Source organism: Streptomyces sp. AC1-42W (genome assembly GCF_003248355.1).
Classification (GTDB): Bacteria; Actinomycetota; Actinomycetes; order Streptomycetales; family Streptomycetaceae; genus Streptomyces.
On the sequence record NZ_QKWY01000001.1, the window covers coordinates 1,955,410 to 1,974,447 of the forward strand.

At 69.7% G+C, this 19,038-nt stretch carries 15 protein-coding genes; 4 read left to right on the top strand and 11 right to left on the bottom strand.

From position 1 onward, the window contains the following. Window positions 1-90: 90 nt before the first annotated feature. On the bottom strand, window positions 91-498 hold the full coding sequence (locus DNK56_RS08885) for a hypothetical protein (protein ID WP_111332157.1): 408 nt from the start codon (window positions 496-498) through the stop codon (window positions 91-93). A 230-nt stretch (window positions 499-728) separates the two neighbouring features. Between DNK56_RS08885 and DNK56_RS35840 the strand changes: the two genes are divergently transcribed. Continuing rightward, window positions 729-2,330 carry an IS1634 family transposase gene (locus DNK56_RS35840; RefSeq protein WP_241989812.1) on the top strand — a complete coding sequence of 534 codons (1,602 nt, stop codon included), beginning with the start codon at window positions 729-731 and terminating at the stop codon, window positions 2,328-2,330. Between the two features lie 24 nt (window positions 2,331-2,354). On the opposite strand, the gene DNK56_RS08895 is transcribed toward DNK56_RS35840, so the two are convergent. From DNK56_RS08895 to DNK56_RS08920, 6 genes are all read right to left on the bottom strand, one after another. Beyond that, window positions 2,355-2,918 (bottom strand): FAD-dependent monooxygenase, encoded by a 564-nt coding sequence (locus DNK56_RS08895; protein ID WP_241989813.1) that lies wholly within the window; start codon window positions 2,916-2,918, stop codon window positions 2,355-2,357. 61 nt (window positions 2,919-2,979) lie between these two features. Continuing rightward, the gene (locus DNK56_RS08900) at window positions 2,980-3,327 is read right to left on the bottom strand and encodes a hypothetical protein (RefSeq protein WP_111332159.1); all 348 of its coding nucleotides are present in this window, start codon (window positions 3,325-3,327) and stop codon (window positions 2,980-2,982) included. Further along, window positions 3,324-5,201, bottom strand: coding sequence for an anthranilate synthase family protein (locus DNK56_RS08905; protein WP_111332161.1), 1,878 nt, complete (start codon window positions 5,199-5,201; stop codon window positions 3,324-3,326). The genes DNK56_RS08900 and DNK56_RS08905 overlap by 4 nt, the downstream gene beginning before the upstream one ends. Continuing rightward, a complete protein-coding gene (locus DNK56_RS08910) occupies window positions 5,198-5,890 on the bottom strand; it encodes an isochorismatase family protein (protein ID WP_111332163.1) in 693 nt (230 codons plus the stop codon). Before DNK56_RS08910 ends, DNK56_RS08905 begins: the two co-directional genes overlap by 4 nt. 46 nt (window positions 5,891-5,936) lie before the next feature. Beyond that, window positions 5,937-6,704, bottom strand: a complete 768-nt coding sequence (locus DNK56_RS08915) for a 2,3-dihydro-2,3-dihydroxybenzoate dehydrogenase (protein ID WP_111332165.1) — start codon at window positions 6,702-6,704, stop codon at window positions 5,937-5,939. A gap of 18 nt (window positions 6,705-6,722) precedes the next feature. Continuing rightward, entirely contained in the window at window positions 6,723-7,907 is a 1,185-nt protein-coding gene (locus tag DNK56_RS08920) for a 3-deoxy-7-phosphoheptulonate synthase (RefSeq protein ID WP_199563810.1), read from the bottom strand. A 341-nt stretch (window positions 7,908-8,248) separates the two neighbouring features. Between DNK56_RS08920 and DNK56_RS08925 the strand changes: the two genes are divergently transcribed. After that, the gene (locus DNK56_RS08925) at window positions 8,249-9,199 is read left to right on the top strand and encodes a transaldolase family protein (RefSeq protein WP_111332169.1); all 951 of its coding nucleotides are present in this window, start codon (window positions 8,249-8,251) and stop codon (window positions 9,197-9,199) included. Window positions 9,200-9,219: 20 nt separating this feature from the next. Here the strand turns inward: DNK56_RS08925 and pabB are convergent, their stop codons facing one another. Both pabB and DNK56_RS08935 read right to left on the bottom strand, forming a co-directional pair. Further along, window positions 9,220-11,358: an aminodeoxychorismate synthase component I gene (pabB, locus tag DNK56_RS08930; RefSeq protein WP_111332171.1), complete on the bottom strand. Its 2,139-nt coding sequence runs from the start codon at window positions 11,356-11,358 to the stop codon at window positions 9,220-9,222. 38 nt (window positions 11,359-11,396) lie between these two features. Further along, complete coding sequence (locus DNK56_RS08935; protein WP_241989814.1) at window positions 11,397-12,188, bottom strand: methyltransferase domain-containing protein; 792 nt, start codon at window positions 12,186-12,188, stop codon at window positions 11,397-11,399. A 330-nt stretch (window positions 12,189-12,518) separates the two neighbouring features. On the opposite strand from DNK56_RS08935, the gene DNK56_RS08940 reads away from it, so the two are divergent. Further along, complete coding sequence (locus DNK56_RS08940; protein WP_241989815.1) at window positions 12,519-14,438, top strand: helix-turn-helix domain-containing protein; 1,920 nt, start codon at window positions 12,519-12,521, stop codon at window positions 14,436-14,438. Here the strand turns inward: DNK56_RS08940 and DNK56_RS08945 are convergent. Next, window positions 14,371-15,567 carry an IS701 family transposase gene (locus DNK56_RS08945; protein ID WP_111332175.1) on the bottom strand — a complete coding sequence of 399 codons (1,197 nt, stop codon included), beginning with the start codon at window positions 15,565-15,567 and terminating at the stop codon, window positions 14,371-14,373. The genes DNK56_RS08940 and DNK56_RS08945 overlap by 68 nt on opposite strands. A gap of 357 nt (window positions 15,568-15,924) precedes the next feature. Then, the gene (locus tag DNK56_RS08950) at window positions 15,925-17,658 is read right to left on the bottom strand and encodes a glycosyl hydrolase family 18 protein (protein ID WP_111332177.1); all 1,734 of its coding nucleotides are present in this window, start codon (window positions 17,656-17,658) and stop codon (window positions 15,925-15,927) included. 532 nt (window positions 17,659-18,190) lie between these two features. Here DNK56_RS08950 and DNK56_RS08955 point away from each other — a divergent pair. Then, window positions 18,191-18,943 (top strand): lytic polysaccharide monooxygenase, encoded by a 753-nt coding sequence (locus DNK56_RS08955; protein WP_111332179.1) that lies wholly within the window; start codon window positions 18,191-18,193, stop codon window positions 18,941-18,943. The last annotated feature ends 95 nt before the right edge of the window (window positions 18,944-19,038 follow it).

Below are 19,038 nucleotides of genomic sequence, written 5' to 3' on the forward strand. Positions count from 1 at the left end.
CGGATCTCCCGGTGCGGCACGGCGAGCGTCATCCAGGAGTCACGATGCCCCGGAGCGAGGGCTTCGGCCGAAAGGCGGACGGGCACTGTGTCACCTCGCCCGCACGAGTGGGGCGGCCTCGCGGAGCCAGGCCACTTTGTCGCACATGGCGCCGGCCGACAGTGCGGAGAGCATCGTGTTGCGTTCGGTTCGCGCGGAGCTCGCCGCGTGGTAGAGGCGGCTCCCCATCTCCCGTGCGACCAACTGCACCCGTGCCGTGCGCTTCCGGCGCGGCGCGCTGTACTTCTCCAGGAGCTGGACGAAACCGGCCGGGTGGCCCCGGAGCAGTTCGCTCAGGACCGCCGCGTCCTCGACCGTCTGGCAGGCGCCCTGTGCCGCGTACTGGAGCATCGGGTGCGCCGCGTCACCGAGCGGCGCAACCCGGCTGTCCGTCCAGCACTCGACCGGTTCCCGGTCGTACAGCGTCCAGGCCCTCCAGTCCCGGCCCGGTTCCAGCACCCGCCGCGCCTTTCCCGACAGGCCGGGGAGGGAACCGAGTGCCGGGACCGCCGGGCAGGCGCACCGGCGACCATCTAGTCCCGTACTTCGCGGGTCGTTGATTCGTATGGTGTGACCGGTCTGGGAGTGTCCCGGGCCGGTCGTATGGCGTTGGTCCGGATGTGTCGATGACTTCCCGGTCCCCGCGGCCACGATCTGAGCGTCAGCGCCTTGAAGTGGTGGTGACGTCCGTGGTGGAGAAGCGTCTGGGCGCTCTGCCTGTCGCTGCCGAGTTTCTGCGCCGGCTGGACGTCGCGGGGATCGTCGACGAAGTGTGTCCAGGCGGTGCGAGCGCCCATCTGACGCACGGGCAGGTCATCGAGGCACTGGTGGCCAACCGGCTGACCTCGCCCGCACCACTGGTGCGCGTCGGGGACTGGGCGAGGACCTGGGCGGTGGAGGAGGTCTTCGGTATCACGCCGGACCTCCTCAATGATGACCGCCTGGCCCGCGCCCTGGACGCGATCGCTCCGAAGCTGGAGGTCATCGCGGGCACGGTCGGCGCTCGGGCGATCACCGAGTTCGGGATCGATGTCTCGCGGCTGCACTGGGACATGACCAGCATGTCCGTCCATGGCGCTTTCCCTGCCGAGGAGCAGGACGAGCGGTACCCGCTCATCGCCTGCAACGGGCATCCAAAGGACCGGCGCGTGGATCTGAAACAGATCCAGTCCGGGCTCGCGGTCTCGGCCGACGGCGGTATCCCCGTCCACTCCCGGGTCTTCGACGGCGCCGCGGCCGAGGCCAGCCAGGTCGTCGGGGCGATGAAAGACCTGCGGTCGATGGCCGGCACCCACGAGTTTCTGATGGTCGCCGACTCCAAACTGGTGTCCTACTCCAACATCACCGCCCTGCTTGAGGCCGGTGTGGAGTTCATCGCGCCCGTCCCGGCCGCGCAGATCAAGGACGAGGTCTACGCGGTCCTGGATCCCCAGCAGGCGCAGGCCGTCGACTGGGTGCCCGAGCGGGACGAGAGGAAACCGGAGACGGAACGGGAGACCTACCGAGTCCTGGAGGACATTCACACGCTGACCGGGCGCCGCAAAAGCGACCCGTCGCTGACGGTGCGCCGGATCCTGGTGCATTCCACCGCCGTCGCGGCCGGCCAGCGGGCGGCCCGGGCCAAGCGACTGGCCAAGGCCGCCGAAGACCTCGACAAGCTCGCCGGTGCGGCAGGCGGACGGCACTACAAGACCCGGGAGAAGATCGTCGCCCGGATCGGCGTCGTCACCGCCAAGCGCCGTGTCACCTCCTGCCTGCGCTGGCAGATCACCGCCGACGAGCAGGGCACCCCGGGCCTCACCTGGCACTTCGACCAGGACGTGCTGGAAGCCGAAGCCGCCGTTGACGGCTGGTGGGCGCTGATCACCAGCGTCCCGGCCGAGAAGGCCGGACCCGCCCACGTCCTGATTCAGTACAAGGGCCAGGGCACCGTCGAGCGGCGCTACCACGACTTCAAGGGCCCCCTCGCGGTCGCACCGGTCTTCGTGCAGCACAACCGGCGCGTCGCCGCGCTCATCCAGGTCATCTGCCTGGCCCTGCTCGTCTTCTGTCTGATTGAGCGGCAGGTCAGACGCGCTCTGGGCCCCGACGAGACCATGGCCGGCCTCTACCCGGACAACCGACGGGTCCGCCCTACCGGCCGCATGATCCTCTACCACCTCGGCGAACTCACCCTCCGGATCGGAAACGTCACCGACCCGCCAACCGTCCAGATCAACCGCGGCGTCCAACTCCACCTCCTCGACCTCCTCGACACCGACATCGGACAAACCCGCTGGCCACAGACCTGAAACGGTCACCCGCGAAGTACGGGTCTAGCGGGCGTCGTCGTCCCGGGGCACCGCGAGATCGAGTTGGGGTAGTGCACGACGTGCCACTCGGGGCCCGCCCACAGGGTCCGAGTGCAGTCCGTTGGCGCAGATCAGGGCGTCGCCCGTGACACGCCGCCCGTCGGCGAGCATGGCCGTGGCCAGTGCCCCGTCCTGTTCGTACGCCACGACGTGGTGCCCGCCGAGCAGCGTGACCGCCGGATGGCGGCGGCATGCCTCCAGGAGCGGGAGGCAGAGGTCCGCGCGGTGCGCGACGGCGTACGGATGACCGAACCGCTGCCGGTACGCACCGGCCACCGGAAGCGACATGACCCGGTCGCCCGTCGTGCCGTCCATGAAGCACAACTCATCCACATGGACGGCACGTTCGCGGACTTCACGGCCCACGCCGAGCACACGGAAAGCGTTGGCTCCGAGCTGGATACCGGCCCCCGCGTCGGCGCGGATCTCCCTGCGTTCGAGAACCGTGACCCGATGTTCGCACCGCGCGAGGCCGAGCGCCGCGGTGAGTCCGCCGATGCCGCCGCCCGCGACGAGGATGTCGGCCATGGTGCCTCAGGTCCTTGTCTTCGGCGTCATGGAGAGTGAGGGGAAGGTCCGGCCGCGCCTCTCAGCCCCCACCCGCCGGAGCCGGTGGAGTGAGCAGCCCGGCCGGCAGGCCTGGCATCGTGTGCAGCCCCTCCAGCACCGCCTCGACCTCGAACACCGTGTGCTGCGCCGGAGACCGTCCGATGAGCTCGGCGGCGCGCGGCGGCAGCGGGCGCGCCGCGGCCTCGGCGGACTCCCACAGCAGGACCGCGCCCCACCGCTCGGTCCGCGGATCGGCGATCCAGAACTTCAGCCGCAGCCCCTCGACCCCGCGGAAGTGGTCGATGGCCTCGTCGGCCAGATACCTCCGCATCGAGGCGATGGAGTGTCCGGTGCCGGCCAGATCCCACCACGCGATCGTCGCCCTCATACGGTCTGCTCCTCGAGAAGTCCGACCAGGGCCTCGCTGACGATGCGCGTTCCGTCCCCGGTGAGCACCGACTCGGCATGGAACTGCATGGAACGGAACCCGGGTCCGCGCAGCGCGTGCACCTCCCCGCTCTCCGCCTCACGGCACGCCTCCACCGTCCCGATCCCCGGCACCTCGAAGCGGTCCAGGACGCTGTGCGCGGCGAAGGTGTTGTAGAAGCCGACCCGCTCGCGTCGGTCGAACAGGTCGATCTCCCGTTGCACGCCCTGATTGGGATGCGCCCGGCGCCGTAGGTCGAGCCCCATCCGCAGACTCAGCATCTGATGGCTCAGGCAGACGGCGAGGAACGGGCGCCGCTCCAGCAGCAGCATGTCCACCGCCTCGCGCAGATGCGCGATCTTCGGGTGCGCCGCGTCCCGCGGATCGCCCGGACCGGGCCCCATGACGACCAGGTCGTACGGGGCGAAGGAGTACGGCTCGTCGAACCGTACGACCGTCACCTCCATGCTCATGGCCCGCAACTGGTGCGCGATCATCGCGGTGAACGTGTCCTCGGCGTCGACCACCAGGACCTTGCGCCCCGCCAGTCGCGGCACCGGCCGTGCGCGTCCCCGCTCCTCCTCCAGCCAGAACGATGCGATCGTCTCGTTGCGTCGGCCGAGCGCGTCCCGTACCCGGGGATGGTCGCCGAAGCGTCGCGGCACCGGAGGGCCGAGGACGGCCAGCAGTCCTGCGGCCTTCGCCCGGGTCTCCGCCACCTCCGAGAGCGGGTCCGAGTGCCGCACGAGGGTGGCGCCGACGCCGATCCGCATCCGGCCGCGGCCGTCGATGTCCGCGGTGCGGATGAGGATCGTGGAGTCCAGACTGCGCATCCCGTGGCCGTCCTGGCCGATCAGGGCGAGGACGCCGCTGTAGTAGCCGCGGCCGTGCGGTTCGTACCGTTTGATGACCCGGCTCGCGCTCTCCAGCGGGGAGCCGGTCACCGTCGGTGCGAGCAGCGTCTCGCGCAGCACCGCACGGGGGTCGAGGGTGGTGTTCCCCTCGATGAAGTACTCGGTGTGCGCGAGCCGGGCCATCTCCTTCAGATAGGGCCCGACGACCTGGCCGCCGGAGTCACAGATCCGGGCCATCATCTTGAGTTCCTCGTCGACGACCATGTACAGCTCGTCGGCTTCCTTGCGGTCTGCCAGGAAATCCATGACGCCGTCGAGTTCCGGCCCCGCCGAGGGAAAGCGATAGGTGCCGCTGATGGGGTTCATCACAGCGCGGCCGCCGGCGACGCTGATGTGCCGTTCCGGGGACGCGCCGACCAGAGTGCGCTCGCCGGTGTGGACGATGAAACTCCAGTACGTGCCGGACTCCTGCTCCAGCAGACGGCTGAAGAAGCGCAGCGCCGACGCCACCGAGTAGTCGCTGATGTCGGCGACGAAGGAACGCCGCAGGACGAAGTTGGCGCCGGCGCCGGTGCCGATCTCGTCGCGGATGATCCGGCGCGCAGTCTCGGCGTAAGAGGCGTCGTCGAGGTCGAAGCCGCCGCCGTCCGAGAGCGACACGGGATGGTCGGGTATACGCCGCAGCACCTCGTCGAGGGGCACCGAGGCCTGTTCCCCGACGGTCATGGCGAGCAGCGGCGTACCGTCGTCCGGTGCCTCGAAGCCGCGTTCGGTGATCTGCCGGTACGGGATGAGGACGAGCACGTCGTGCCGCGCGATCCGGCCGGGTTCGGGGAGCGGCAGCTCGGCGAGGGTCTCGAACCGCGCGAACTCACCGAGAAGCACGTCCACCCGATCGCCCCCGGCCGACTCCGGACGCTGGATCAGCGCGAAAGGCCCGGGGGATTCGGCCAGCACCCGCGTCAACAGGTCGTCGTTCATGCGAGTACCTCCGCCTCGTCGCAGCAGTCGGCCCGTGTACCCGGCCGGACGTGGACGGGCAGTGCTCGCAGGACGTCCTCGGCGGTGGTCACCGCAGCACAGCGACCGGCCGCGTACCGAAGGGCCATCTCGTGCTCCGCCCGGCTGAAGTCGGCGACGGCGTCGGCCACCAGGAACGTCCAGATGTCGTGGGTGAACGCTTCTATGGCGGTGGTCAGGATACCGACGTGCGCGTACACGCCGCAGATGATGAGCTGGTCGCGGCCCGCCTTGCGCATACGTTCCAGCAGGTCGGTTCTGAAGAAGGCGCTGTAGCGCCACTTGGTGAGCATCCAGTCGCCGGTGACGGGCCGGACCGGCGCGACCACCTCCCGGTGCTCGGGGCTCGGCGTCATGCCCGGCCCCCAGAAGTCCGCGAGCAGGCCGCGCTGCTGCGGGGTCATGCCGCCCGGCTGCGCCGTGTAGGCGACCGGGATGCCGAGTGCCGCGCAGCGGTCGCGGAGCAGGCTCGCATTGCGTACGAGATCCGTGACGGGCTGCTGCCCGGCCGGGAACGGGGACAGGAAGAACTTCTGCATATCGTGGACGAGCAGTACCGCCCGGTCAGGGGTGACCGACCAGTCCACGCCGGCGGGCAGCTCGCCCGCCGGCGGCATCTGGTAGGGCGTGATCTCAGGGATACCTGGCATGTAGGCCTCTTTCTGGTTCACGGTCGGCTGTCGGACTGCACCGGACTCAGACGCCCAGGGCGGCACCGCCGTCCACGGTGAGGTCGTGCATGGTGATGTGCGCGGCCCTGTCCGAGAGCAGGAAGACCACGGCCTCCGCCACGTCCTCGGGGCGTGCCAGCCTGCCCAGCGGGATGCCCACCCGGAACGCGTCCGGTACCCCCTGGATCGAGGCTTCGGCACTGCCCTCGTCCTGCCACATCGACGTGAGCATCGGGGTGTCGGTGGAGCCCGGCGCGACCACATTGGCGCGGATGCCGTACTTGGCGACCTCCAGGCCCAGGCACTTGGTGAACATCGTCGCGGCGGCCTTCGACGCGGCGTAGGCCGACATCTCGGTGCGTGCGGTGCCCGCGGCGTTGGACGCGATCGTGACGACCGCGCCGCGGCGGCGCGCCACCATCCGGTTGACGACAGCCCGGGACACGAGGAACACGCCCGTGGTGTTGACCGCGAACGTCGAGTTCCACTCCTCGTCCGTGAGGGTGTGCGCCGTACCGAGCCGCAGCACCCCGGCCGCGTTGACGAGGTAGTCCAGCGGGCCCACGGCCCTTTCCACCTCGTCGACGAACGCCTCGACTCCGGCGCTCGACGTCACATCGCCCGGGAACGCCTCGACCCTGCCGACGGCGGACAGCCTCCCGACTGTCGCGTGCAGCCGGTCGGCGTCGCGGTCGACCGCGACGACGCGCACGCCTTGTGCCGCCAGCGCGCGCACGACGGCTTCGCCTATGCCGCCGGCCGCACCGGTGACCAGGGCAATCCTTTCCTTCATGTTTGAGTACTCCTTCGGTCAGCCGCGCCAGGCGGAAACGACTTCGCGTGCCTGCTCGGGATTGAGCCGCGGGTCGCAGAAAGATGTGTATTTCTCGCCGAGTTCGACCAGGTGAATCTCATTGCTCACGCACTCGTGGACCTGATCGGGAGTCGTTTCCAGATGGAGTCCGGCGGCTGTTCCGCCGTTCCCGGCCACGGATTGCTGGAATTCCTCCACCTCGCCGATAATGGTCGATACATAACGCGTCTTGACGCCACCGGGCGCGCTCACGGTGTTGCCGTGCATCGGATCGCACAGCCATAGCGCCGGGTGGCCGGCCGCGTGCACCGCACGCACCAGTCCCGGCAGCCGCTCTGCCGCGGTGCCCCGGCCCATCCGGGAGATGAGCGTGAGCCGGCCCGGCTCCCGCCGCGGGTCGAGTCGCTCGCACAGCGCGGTCAGCTCGGCGGGGTCGATCCCCGGACCCACCTTCACGGCGACCGGGTTGACGGCGGACGCGAGCAGAGCGACATGGGCGCCGTCGAGCTGCCGGGTGCGCTCGCCGATCCAGGGCCAGTGCGTCGAGGTGAGCAGTACGGAGCCGTCGTCCTGGGTACGGAGCAGCTCGCCCTCGTAGTCGAGGAGCAGGGCCTCATGGCTGGTCCACACCGGCGCCTCCGCCTCGTCCGGCCCGTGCTCGCCGTGCCAGCCGAGCAGCCGCATGGTCGCACCGGCCGCCTCGTACCCGGCGACGAGTCGGCGGGGGTCGGGGCGCCGGAGCGCCGGGTCGGGTTCCGGGTGGTTGACCATGTGCCCCCGGTACACCGGCAGCTGGACGCCGTCCACGGTCTCGAACGGACTGGAGCGCGGCTTGCCGAACTGCCCGGCCAGCCGGCCCACGCGCAGCACCGGCTTGAGTGTGCGTTCCTTCAGCACGCCGGCGAGCACGTCGAGCAGCGCCGTCTTCCGTGCCACATGCCCGGGCGAGCACTCCGCCGGGTCCTCGGCGCAGTCGCCGGCCTGGATCACGTGCAGTTCGCCACGTGCGGCCCGGGCCAGCTGCCACCTGAGCCGGGATACGTCCTGGGCCCGTACGAGACCCGGCGCGCGGACGAGCCGCGCGCGGGCGTTGTTCAGCTCGTTCTCGTCGGGCCAGTCGGGTTGCTGACCGGCCGGCAACATTCGCCAGACTGCGGCTCCGAACACCTGGTGCCTCCCCATAGAACTGAATTCGCTGTCACTTCGGGTGCAGAGGGAAGTGTGGAAAAATAGAAAGGAAGGAACCATTTGAATCCGACTAGTCCGTCAGGTGTTCCCGACTCGATCAAGTCGGCGGAAGAACAACAGGATTGAGGTGACACAGCGCAGACGGAGGCTGCCGCACGACGGCGCCGCGCCTTATGGTGTCGCGGAATCCGGAGCGGGGTAGCCGCCGGAACCGGGACATGTCATTCCGTCCGGGACCGTCCATGACGGGCACAGGGGTATGTCTCCCGGCCCGGACTTGACATTCCACTCGCTGGTTTCCCCGAGGAAAGGGCGGGCGTCCTAGGGTCGGGAGCATGGTGAGTCGAGCAGCCGCTGCGCTGTTGAAACAACTGACGGCCGAAGGTGTCTCGCCGTGGATCGTCTTCTCCCGCCCCGAACAGATCGAGGACGAACCGCTCGACGATCTGCTGGACGGGCACTTCCACGGCGCGGTGCTGCCGGCGGGCAGCACCGAGGCCCAGGTCCGGCGCGTCTGCGATGCGCTGCTGCCGCTGTTCACCGACAGTGAGGGCATGGCGGGCCAGGTGTCGGTGCCGATGGCCCGCCGTCTTGCCGAGGACGCCGAATCCCAGTATGCGGGGGCGCGCATGCTGCATTCCGCCGTGCACCGGTCCAACCTGATGGTGCGCATCCCGATGACGGCCGAGGGCCTGAAGGCCTTCGCCGACTGTCTCGCCGACGGCATCGGGGTGGACGCGGCCGCGGTTTTCTCCACCGAGCGGTACGACGAGGTCCTCGACGCCTACTACGACGGGATGGAGCGAGCACTCGTGGCGGGCCGGCACCTCGCCCACATCCCGGTGGAGACGACGTGTCCCGTGGGGATGCTCGACAGGGCGGTGGAGACCCGCCTCGACCAGCTCGGAATCGTCGCCGACCACGAAGCCCGCGGCACGGCCGGGCTCGCGATGGCGCGCCGCATGTTCCGGCTGAGGGAGGGTCGGCTGGCGCAGGAGTGGTGGCGGGTGCTCAGAGCGGCAGGCGCCGTCCCCCCCAGGCTGCTGTGGACGGGTGGTGACCGGCGCAGCGTGAGTGATCTGGTCGGCTGGCACACCGCGCACGCGCTCTCCCTGGAGACTCTGGAGGAGGCCGCCGACGGTCCCGGCCTGCGTGGCGACACCTTGATGAACTCGGACACAGAGGGCCGGCGGACCCTCCAGTCCCTGGTCCGGCTCGGGGTGCCGGTGAACGAGGTCACCGATGCGCTGGAGGCGGCGGGGCACAGCCATCTCCAGCGCGACTAGGGACAACGCCCTACGGGGACTTACGCCTGGACCCGTCGCTGGGTGCGCTGTGGGAACTCTGTGCGGGCCAGGGCGAGCAGGGGCGCGGCCTTGACCGCGGTCTCCTCGAACTCCGCCGCCGGATCGGACAGCGCCACCACAGCGCCGCCGACCCCGTAGGTGATCCGGTCAGGGGTCACCACGGCCGTACGGATCACAATGCTCAGATCCGCGGCGCCGGAAAGCGAGAAGTAGCCGACCGCGCCCGAGTAGACCCCACGGGGCCCTCCCTCCAGCCTGTCGATGGCACGCATCGTGCGGATCTTGGGGGCTCCCGTCATCGAGCCGCCGGGGAACGCCGCCCGCACACAATCGAGGGCGGTCAGCTCCGGACGCAGCCGGGCGCGCACCGTGCTCACCAGCTGGTGGACAGTGGCGTAACTCTCGACCCGGAAGATGTCGTTCGCCTCGACCGAGCCCGGTACCGCGCAGCGGCCCAAGTCGTTGCGCACCAGGTCGACGATCATGAGGTTCTCGGCGCGGTCCTTCTGGTCCGAGACAAGGTCCGCGACGAGCGCCGCGTCCGCTTCGGGGGTGTCTCCGCGAGGCCGGGTGCCCTTGATCGGGGAGGACTCGGCCAGGCCGGTCGGGTCCACCCGCAGGAACCGCTCGGGCGAGGTGCTGAGGACGTTCACGCCGCCGAACTGCAACAGCGCGGCGAACGGTGCCGGGCTGACCCTGCGCAGGACGCGGTACGTTTCCCACGGATCGTAACTCCCGGATATCACAGCCTGGTTGGTGAGACAGACCTCGTAGGTCTCGCCGTGGGCGATCTGGTCGAGGCAGTCGTCGATGAGCCCCAGGTAGTCATCCCGGTCGTGTCGCAGAGTGACGGCCGCCTGCCGTTCGGGCGGCCGCGGCCCGGGCAGGACGCGGCCCGCGGCCCGTTCGAGCCGCCGCCCGGTCGCGTCGAGCCAGGTCAGCGCCGCCGTCTCGTCCGCGCCCTCCACCAGGGCCAGCAGGTGTACGACGCGTTCGACGTGATCGAAGACCAGCGCACGGTCGGCGAACACCATGACCGCGTCGGGCTCGTCCGATCGGTGCACGAAGTCGCCACCGCACTCGGCCTTCAGCTCGTAGCCGAGAAAGCCGACCCAGCCGAGCGCGAAGTCGCAGGGGGTGTCGGGCAGTCGTGTGCTGATTCCGCGCAGGTCACGGTCCAGCCACTCCAGGAACGGACCCGCGACGATCTCCGCCGTACCGTGCGCCGGAGTCACCGTGACCGTGCCGCTCCACACATCGGCCACAGCCACGCGGGCCAGCGGACCGGTGGCGTCCCCCATCATCGAGAAGCGGCCCCGCCCATGGCCGTACTGGCTGCTGTCCAGCCAGTACGCGTGGTCGTTGCCTCGGAAGAGCAGGTCGTAGGCGGTCTCGGCCTCGCAACGGGCGGGCGTGGTGCGGCTGAGCACCCGCAGTGAGCGGATCCGCTCCGTGGACGCCGGTGCGCGTTCGGCGGTGTCCTGTCCGGTACGGGCCACGGCTGCCGCCGTACGGCCGGAAGCAGGGCCCGCTGTCCGTACCGTGCCGGCGGTTGCGCGCCGGTGCTCCCGTGTGAGCCGTGCGAAGTTCCGCAGCAGACCGGCGCCGTACGTACTGCAGACCGACTCGGGGTGGAACTGCAGCCCCCACTGTGGCCGCGTGCGGTGCCGCAGTCCCATGAGCACCCCGTCGGGGGTCCATGCGGTGGGTTCGAGCTCCTCGGGAAGATCCGTGACCGCAAGCGAGTGGTAGCGCACCACCTCGAACGGCGAGGGCAGCGAGTCGAACAGCCCCGTGCCGTCGTGCAACACCGGCGACGGCAGCCCGTGCCGGGGCTTCGGCGCGCGGCTCACGGTGGCGCCGCCCGACAGACCGATCCCCTGGTGGCCGAGGCAGATGCCCAGCAGCGGAAGGTCGGATTCGTCGATGATCCGGGTACAGATGCCGAAGTCGGCGGCCCGACCCGGGTGCCCGGGACCGGGTGAGATCACGACGTTGTCGAATGCCGTGAGCCGGCCGGCCGTCCAGTGTGGGGCGTCGTTGCGGACGACTTCGGGTTCGCGGCCGTTGACCTCTGCCAGGAGGTGGAAGAGGTTGTACGTGAAGGAGTCGTAGTTGTCGACCAGGAGCGTGCGCACGCTTGTTCCTTCCCTGTTCCGGTCGGTCGCGGATGCGTTCAGCGTGTTGTCGGCAGGATCTCGATCAGCATGTGCTCGACGACGTCGTCCCCGTACTGGCTCTCGTGCACGGGCACGCTCTTGAGCACACGCAACTCCCGGCCGCAGTCGTCCGCTATCCGGTGGAGTGCGGAGACGTCGCCCCGGTCGCTGAAGTGCAGCAGCGCGGTGCCGCCCGGCGTGATCCGGCGCAGGGCCTGCTCCACATATCTGCGGTGTGAGCGGTATCCCGTGTCCACAAAGGCGCGCTCGTGCACCGAGCGGTATTCGTAGGAGTCCGGCCCGAGCACGTAGTTGGAGCTCCAGAAGACCGTGTCGAACCGCTCGCCCTCGTCGATGCCCGAGAAGATGTCGCTGCGCAGCGTCCGTATTCGATCGCCCACCCCGTGCCGCTCGGCGTTGGCCGCCGCATTCGCAACCGCCTGCGGGCTGATGTCCGATGCGGTGACGCGTTCGCAGCCGGCCAGCGCCGCCAGCACGGCGACGGCACCTGTACCGCAGCCGATCTCCAGGAAGGACCCGGAGCGCCGCGCTGACGTCTGCCGAGGGTCGAGACCGAGCAGGTCCAGCGCCACCTGAGTGGACGGTGAGTAGACGGGAGCGAAGACCTCGTCGAACAGGTCCCATTCGAGACCGCCCAGGACGAAGGTCCGGGGGCGGTCCCGCCGGGTGAGCGAGAGCCGGCTGCGACGCAGTGACCGCTCCCAGCTCCGGAGCCGGCAGGCGGTGCGGTGCCCTTGCGCCCCGGACAGTTCGAGCAGTGGCGTCTCGGCATTCTGAAGCTGCGACACGATGTCTCCCTCGTCAGCGGACGTGCTCTGCGTGGTGGCTGTGGCACCCACCCGACCGCCGATCATGTTTGCCGCTGGACTCGGTGCTTCAGAAGGTGTCCCGGTAACATCGTCATCATGGAGGGTGGTGGCCCGGTCACACTCCGCACATCGGTCGTGCGGTCCTCGCGTCCTAGGCGGCCTTGACCATTTCTCGTACCGCCGCTTACGTTCACCTGGGGGCGCACCGAGGGGCCATCGGGGCGCTGGGCGCACCGGGCGCGTTGGGGTCCGGTCACTAGGGGGCAGCGAACTACCGTGGCAGATTTAGTTTTTGACATCCTTGAACTGTTGGAGAGAGAAGCTCCCGCCACCGCGTTCGAGGACTTGGTTCGTCAGGCGCGCCAGGACGGAGCATCGCCCGAAGAGCTGTCCCGTCTGGTCCGGGCCACCGGCCTCAGCCTGAACATCCGGTCGCTGTTCTCCCGCCGGCAGCAACGCGAGGCAGGTCTTGCCGCACTCGTGGACACCGCGCGCGACCTGACCGAGCCGTACGAACTGGACGCCCTGCTCAAAGTCATCACCCGGCGGGCCCGGCTGCTGCTCGGACTCGACATGTCCTGGGTGACCTTCACCGACCTCGTGGAGGGCTGCTCCCGGGTGGGTGCCGCGGACGGTCACGCCTCGGCGCTGACTGTCGGCTTCGCCGTGCCGCTCGACGGCGGCGTCGGACGGCAGGCGGCGGTGAGTACGGCCCCGTTCTGGACCTCCAACTACCTGCGGGACGACCGGTTCGCCCACAACAAGGTCATCGACGAAGTGGTACGGGCCGAGGGCCTGCACGCCATCATGGCGGTCCCGCTGCACCACGAGAATGCCGCACTCGGCGTCCTTTACGTCGCCGACCGCAACGTCCGGCACTTCACGCCGGACGAGGTGTCGCTGATGAGCTCGCTCGGAGACCTTGCCGCGGTTGCCATCGAAAAGACCCGTCTGCTCGAACAGACGCGCCACGAGGTTTCCGAGCTGGAGCGGGGCACGTCGCGCGCCATGCTGTCGTCCTCCGCCAGCAGCTCTCTCAGCCGTACCCACCGGACCCTGCTCGACCTGGTACTCGGCGGGGCGGGGCTGCCCGTGCTGGCCGCGGCCGCCGCCGAGGCGATCGGCGCCACACTCGTCGTGCAGGACCGGGAAGGCCGCACCCTCGCCCGTCACACCCACGGCACGTCCTCGCGGGTCGAACCGGCCGGGTCGCAGGCCCGCCTCCTGGACGCGCACACCGAAGGCACGGCGCTGTCGCTCGACGCGCACACCTGGGTCGCCTCGGTGAGCGCCGGGGAGGAGATGCTCGGCGGGATCGTCCTGATCGGAGACGAACCCGTCACACCGTTCCAGTCGCAACTGCTCGAAGTGACCGCCCAGGTCACGGCCGTTGTTCTGGTGCTGGAGGATCGTACCGCCCTGACCGAGGGCCACCTGCGGGACGAGTTCTTCGCCGGCCTGCTGAACGGCACCGAAGAGCCCTCACGGCAGCTCGTCGAGCAGGGACGGCGCTTCTCCGTCCTCCTGGACGAGCCGCACGTCCTGGTGGCCGCCAGGCCCGAACAAGGCGTCAGGGGACGCGCCGTCACCTGGGCGTCGTCCTACGCGCACCGGTACAACGGGCTGCGAGCAGTGGACGGCGACGTCATTGTGCTGCTGCTGCCCGGCACCGACCCCGAGCAACGTGCCCGGAAGGTCTCCGGGGAACTCGGCGAGGTCCTCGGCGTTCCGGTGACGACCGGCTCGGCCGGCCCGACCGCCGACCCCGGCTCGGTCGCCCGGGTCCACCAGGAGGCTCGGCGCTGCCTGGACGCGATGCGGGCCCTGGCCGGTCCCGGGAGCAGTGCCTCGCCCCGCCGGCTGGGTTTTCTCGGTCTCCTCCTCGCCGACCAGCCGGATGTCAGCGGATTCATCCAGGACACGATCGGCCTGGTCCTCGACTACGACGAGCAGCAGTGCACCGAGCTGGTGCCCACCCTGCATGCCTACTTCGACTCCTCGTGCAGCCCGTCGCGGGCCGCCGAGCTACTCCACGTCCACCCCAACACGGTCTCCCGCCGCCTGGAGCGGATCACCGAACTGCTCGGCGAGGAATGGCAGAAGCCCGCACGGGTGCTCCAGGTGCAGCTGGCCCTTCAGCTGCACCAGACGCGGAAGGTGCTCAGCCGAGGGCGCCGTACTCCGACCAAGCAGACGAGGGGGACACCGCACTCGTCTCGGCGAGCGTGAGCATACGTACGGCGTGCGCGGCGGAGGCCAGCGTGACATGCCGGTGCCAGCCCTCGAACGACCTGCCGCCGAAGTCCGCGAGCCCCACCGGCAGGGAGATCCCGCTGAAGTCCCGCTCGGCGTACCGCGACAGCTTCGCGATACGCAGCAGCGCGCCCGGGGACACCTGCGTCAGATCGCTGATCCAGCAGCGCTCGGGCCAGCCTCGTGGATCGGTCCACTCTCCGAGCAGCACGAGCGGCCGCGTGCTACTGGGCAGCCGAATCCGTACCACCACCACCAGACTGGTACGAGTGCGCAGCTCGGCCGGCTCGGTCCAGGCCACCGGGCGGCGCAGGGTCCGGGCCTGTAACAGCAGCCGGTGCGCCCCGATGCCGTTGTCCGCACCGCTCGGCAGAGCCGGGTCCGTGCACCGTACGGGTGTGGTGCCGCGGGCCGCCAGCACGAACGGTGTCCCGGTCCGGGCGAAGCGGTGCGCCACCTCGGCCGGCCGCAGGTCGGGCAGGTCGATCACCACGGGCCGGACCGGCCCTCCGGACCAGCCCCGCACTTCGTGCGCGGCCGATGCGACATTCTCCAGCGGCATGGTGGTCAGCGCCGAACCGATGGTGTGCGGCGAGGCGCCCAGGAGGCTGTCACGCCACTTGTCGGAGAGGTCGAGCCGCCAGTTGACCGGAGAGGCGTGGCCCTCGCCCACCGCCCAGAGCCCGTACGCCTTCTGGCTGTTGACCATCTGCCCGAGATCGGGGACGAACCGGTGGGTGACGCCCACCGACTCGGTGCCCGCCTTCGAGATGACGACGGGGCGCACCGCCCACGCCCTCGGCTGGAGCGTTCGTTCCAGATAGCGTGCGAGCGCCGCGCGGACCAGTGCCCAGTCCCAGGTGGACGAGGCGATGAAGTGGTGCAGGCTCTGCTCGGCGGCCCGGTCTCCCACGCATGCGGCGATGTTGCGTATCGACTTGCGGCCTTCCGCGAGGAGCAGGCCCCGCAGGTACAGCTCGCCCTTGCGCCGCTGGTCGCTGCGCGGCAATGAGGCGAAGAGTTCCGCACTCAGCTCCTCCACCACCGTGGCCGGCAGGGACCACCGTCTTTGCCCCGGAGCCCGCTCCGGACTCAGCAAGCTCATCGGCTGCCTCCCTTTCCCCCTGGGTTCGTGCTTCGTCCCCTCACAGTGGGGTTCGAGAAGCACCGCGAACCAGGTATGGCCGTCACACACTTCCGGCCGGCCGTGTACTGCGGCCCCTCATCGCCCCGGTACTCCGGAGGCGGGCGGGGAGCAGCGGGAAGGTCTCTCTCCAGGCGGTGGTGGGCCGGCCACCGCATGAGGGGGGGAAGTGGTGACGAGACCACAGGGAGGCATACGTCTTCGCAGGTGACACGCGTACCGCGTGATGCGGATCCGGGCACTGCCGCAGAAGTCCGACCACGCGCGCGAGCCCCCGCCGGGGCTCCGGCGGGGGCTCGCGTTCAGGCGGTGGCGGGATCAGCAGGCGCCGAGGTCCTTCCAGACGCCCCACTCGCCGGTGCTGCCCGGCGTCTCGTTCTGGGTCCACCACTGGGCCTTGTACTTGTGGCCGTTGTAGGAGACCTCGTTGCCCGAGTTGTAGACCGTGCCGGCCACGTACGCCGGGGTCGAACCGCAGCCCGTGGCGGGCGGGGTGCTCGGCTCGGTGGTGGGCGGAGTGCTGGGCTCCGTGGTGGGCGGGGTGCTCGGCTCGGTGGTCGGCGGGGTGGTGGGCTCCGTGGTGGAGCCGCCGATCGCCGCGTTGATCTGCTTCAGCAGGGTGATGTTCTCGTCCAGGCCGAGCAGGGAGTACATCATCGCGCCGCCCAGGCCGCGCTGCTTGGCGTAGTCGGCCCGCGCCTGGATGGACTTCTTGTCCAGGCCGGTGAAGAACTCGCCGTCCTTGTAGAAGTAGGAGGCCTTCGCCTCGTCGTCCCAGTAGGTCGTCGCCGGGTTGTCGACGATGCCGCCGAGCTCCTTGTAGTGCGCGATACCGGCCTGCTGGCTCAGCGGACGTGCGCCGGAGCCACCGGTCGCGGACTGCGCGAGGCCGTGGGTGCCGCCCTCGGGGACGCCCTTCCAGCCGCGGTAGTACAGCTCGTAGCCCAGGGTCAGCTTCTTCGCCGGGAAGCCGCCGGCGATGCCGTAGGCCGGCTTGCCGTCGATCCAGGAGTCGACCGCGTTGTCGATCGAGTACTTCTCGGTGCCGGGCGCGACCGGGTTGGACGGGTCGTTGCTGCCCGAGTAGAGCGGCGACTGGTGGTACGTCGGGCCGGCGCTGTCCCACGCGCCGTGCATGTCGTACGTCATGATGTTCGCGTAGTCGAGGTACTGACCGATCTTGTCGGTCTCGATGTTCGCGATCTTGTCCTGGCCCGCGCCGAACGCCGCGGTCAGCAGGTACTTCTTGCCACCGTTGGCGGCGCCGTACTCGTCGAGCTGCTTACGGAACTCGGCCAGCAGCAGCGTGAAGTTCTGCTTGTCCTCGGGGGCGTAGTGGTTGCCCAGGTGCCCGCCCGCGGAGGCCGGGTACTCCCAGTCGATGTCGATGCCGTCGAAGATGCCGGCCGCGGTGCCGGGGCCGCCGTAGCCGCCCTCGACGGGCAGGTTGCCCTTGATGTACTGGTCGATGCAGGAGGAGACCAGCTTCTTGCGGCTCGCGTCCGTCTTGGCCGCGTCGCTGAAGTACTTGGAGTACGTCCAGCCGCCCAGCGAGATGTTGATCTTCAGGTGGGGGTACTTCGCCTTCAGTTCCTTGAACTGGTTGAAGACGCCCACGATCGGCTGGTCCCACTTGTCGGCGACGCCGTCCACGCTGTCGGCGGCGCTGAACGACTTCTGGTAGTCGGCGTACGAGTCGCCGGCACCGTCACCCGCGTTGGGGTTGTTGTCGTCGCCCGCGGCCTTGTTGGCCTCGAAGCACGTCAGGTTCGTCGGGTGGATGTTGCCGAACGAGTAGTTGATGATGTCCAGCTGCCCGGCGATGCCCCGGGTGTCGAGGTGCTTCGGGTAGAACGCGTTGCCGTACACGCTCCACTGGTCGTAGTACGCGATGCGCACGTTGCCGGCGGAGGCGGAGGCGGAGGCGGAGGCGGAAGCGGAAGCCGGCGCGTCGGCCGCCTGCGCCGAGCCGATGCCGACGGTCGCGGCAAGCGCTCCGGCGGCGAGGGCCGTGCTCAGGAGCGCGGCGGTGAATGTCTTGCGGGGGTGCACGTGCGGGCCTCCAGCATGGGGGTGCGGGGTGGTGCTGTGGGAATGGGGGGTTGGAGCAGTGATAACCGGCCCGTGACCTGCGCGTCAACGATTCCAACAAGATTAGGACTAGACCAATTTGACGGTCTGTGGGCCGGTCGGAGGGTCGGTGCGCACCGGGGATCGGTCGGGCGGTGCCGGTGACCAGGGGCTTAAGGATCACTTAAAAATGGCAAACGAGTAGTTCGAAAACGAACCACTTGAATGCGGAAAACGGAGCCGCCGCCGGGCTTGCTCCGAGCCCTTGACTGGCGCCTGAACGCGATTAAGGTCTAGACCGCATCGTCCAGGTCTAGACCTCGTCCGGGGGCACCCGGTCGAGGATGGCGCCTGCCCGAAGACGCGGCCCGCCCGAGCGGTGGCCGCGACGGACCGGGCGGTCCCACCCCCGTACCGACGGAACGGCCGTTTCCCCCCATGGCCGGGCGCACACCCCCGAGCGCCCCGGCGAGCATCCGGCCGGTCTCCGTAAGAGCAAAGGAAGTGATGTGGCATGAACAGCAAGCGACGGATGGCCCTTTCGATCGGCGCGCTGGTCGCCCCCGCCCTCGCCCTCGGCATCCAGGCCGGTACCGCGAGCGCCCACGGCTGGGTCTCGGCTCCCTCCAGCCGGCAGGCCCAGTGCGCCGACGGTGTCGTCGACTGCGGCCAGATCAAGTACGAGCCGCAGAGCGTCGAGGGCCCCAAGGGCCTCAAGAGCTGCAGCGGCGGCAACGCGGCCTACGCCGAGCTGGACGACGACAACCGGGGCTGGAAGGTCACCCCGGTCGGCAAGACCTTCACCTTCACCTGGCACCACACGGCCCGGCACGCCACGGCCAACTGGCAGTACTTCATCGGTGACACGAAGATCGCCGAGTTCTCCGGCAACAACGCCCAGCCGCCGGTCGACGTCAGCCAGCAGGTCGACTTCGGCAACTTCACCGGCAAGCAGAAGGTGCTCGCCGTGTGGAACGTCGCGGACACCGGCAACGCCTTCTACGCCTGCGTGGACGTGAACATCGGCGGCGGCAACACCGGCGGTGGCGACGGTGGCAACACCGGTGGCGGCGACGGCGGGAACACCGGCGGTGGCGACACCGGCACCTGCGACGCGCCCGCGTGGAGCACCGAGGCCGTCTACACCGGCGGCAACACCGTCTCCTACGAGGGCCACAACTGGCGCGCCAAGTGGTGGGTGCAGGGCGACCAGCCCGGCGCCGGCGGTGAGTGGGGCGTCTGGGAGGACCTCGGCGCCTGCGCCTGACGCGCCACGCTCCACGGAGCGCCCCCCAATGACGGCGTGCCCCTGACGGTACGCCCGTACCGGCGGCCCAGCGGTGATCGATATCCCGCTGGGCC

What these genes read in the sequence shown, in the direction of transcription:
- DNK56_RS08925 (WP_111332169.1), top strand. Translation starts at nt 8,249, where the DNA reads ATGGTGAGTCGAGCAGCCGCTGCGCTGTTGAAACAACTGACGGCCGAA.
- DNK56_RS08900 (WP_111332159.1), bottom strand. Translation starts at nt 3,327, where the DNA reads ATGAGGGCGACGATCGCGTGGTGGGATCTGGCCGGCACCGGACACTCC.
- DNK56_RS08915 (WP_111332165.1), bottom strand. Translation starts at nt 6,704, where the DNA reads ATGAAGGAAAGGATTGCCCTGGTCACCGGTGCGGCCGGCGGCATAGGC.
- DNK56_RS08910 (WP_111332163.1), bottom strand. Translation starts at nt 5,890, where the DNA reads ATGCCAGGTATCCCTGAGATCACGCCCTACCAGATGCCGCCGGCGGGC.
- DNK56_RS08955 (WP_111332179.1), top strand. Translation starts at nt 18,191, where the DNA reads ATGAACAGCAAGCGACGGATGGCCCTTTCGATCGGCGCGCTGGTCGCC.
- DNK56_RS08945 (WP_111332175.1), bottom strand. Translation starts at nt 15,567, where the DNA reads ATGAGCTTGCTGAGTCCGGAGCGGGCTCCGGGGCAAAGACGGTGGTCC.
- DNK56_RS08905 (WP_111332161.1), bottom strand. Translation starts at nt 5,201, where the DNA reads ATGAACGACGACCTGTTGACGCGGGTGCTGGCCGAATCCCCCGGGCCT.
- DNK56_RS08920 (WP_199563810.1), bottom strand. Translation starts at nt 7,907, where the DNA reads ATGGGGAGGCACCAGGTGTTCGGAGCCGCAGTCTGGCGAATGTTGCCG.
- DNK56_RS08895 (WP_241989813.1), bottom strand. Translation starts at nt 2,918, where the DNA reads ATGGCCGACATCCTCGTCGCGGGCGGCGGCATCGGCGGACTCACCGCG.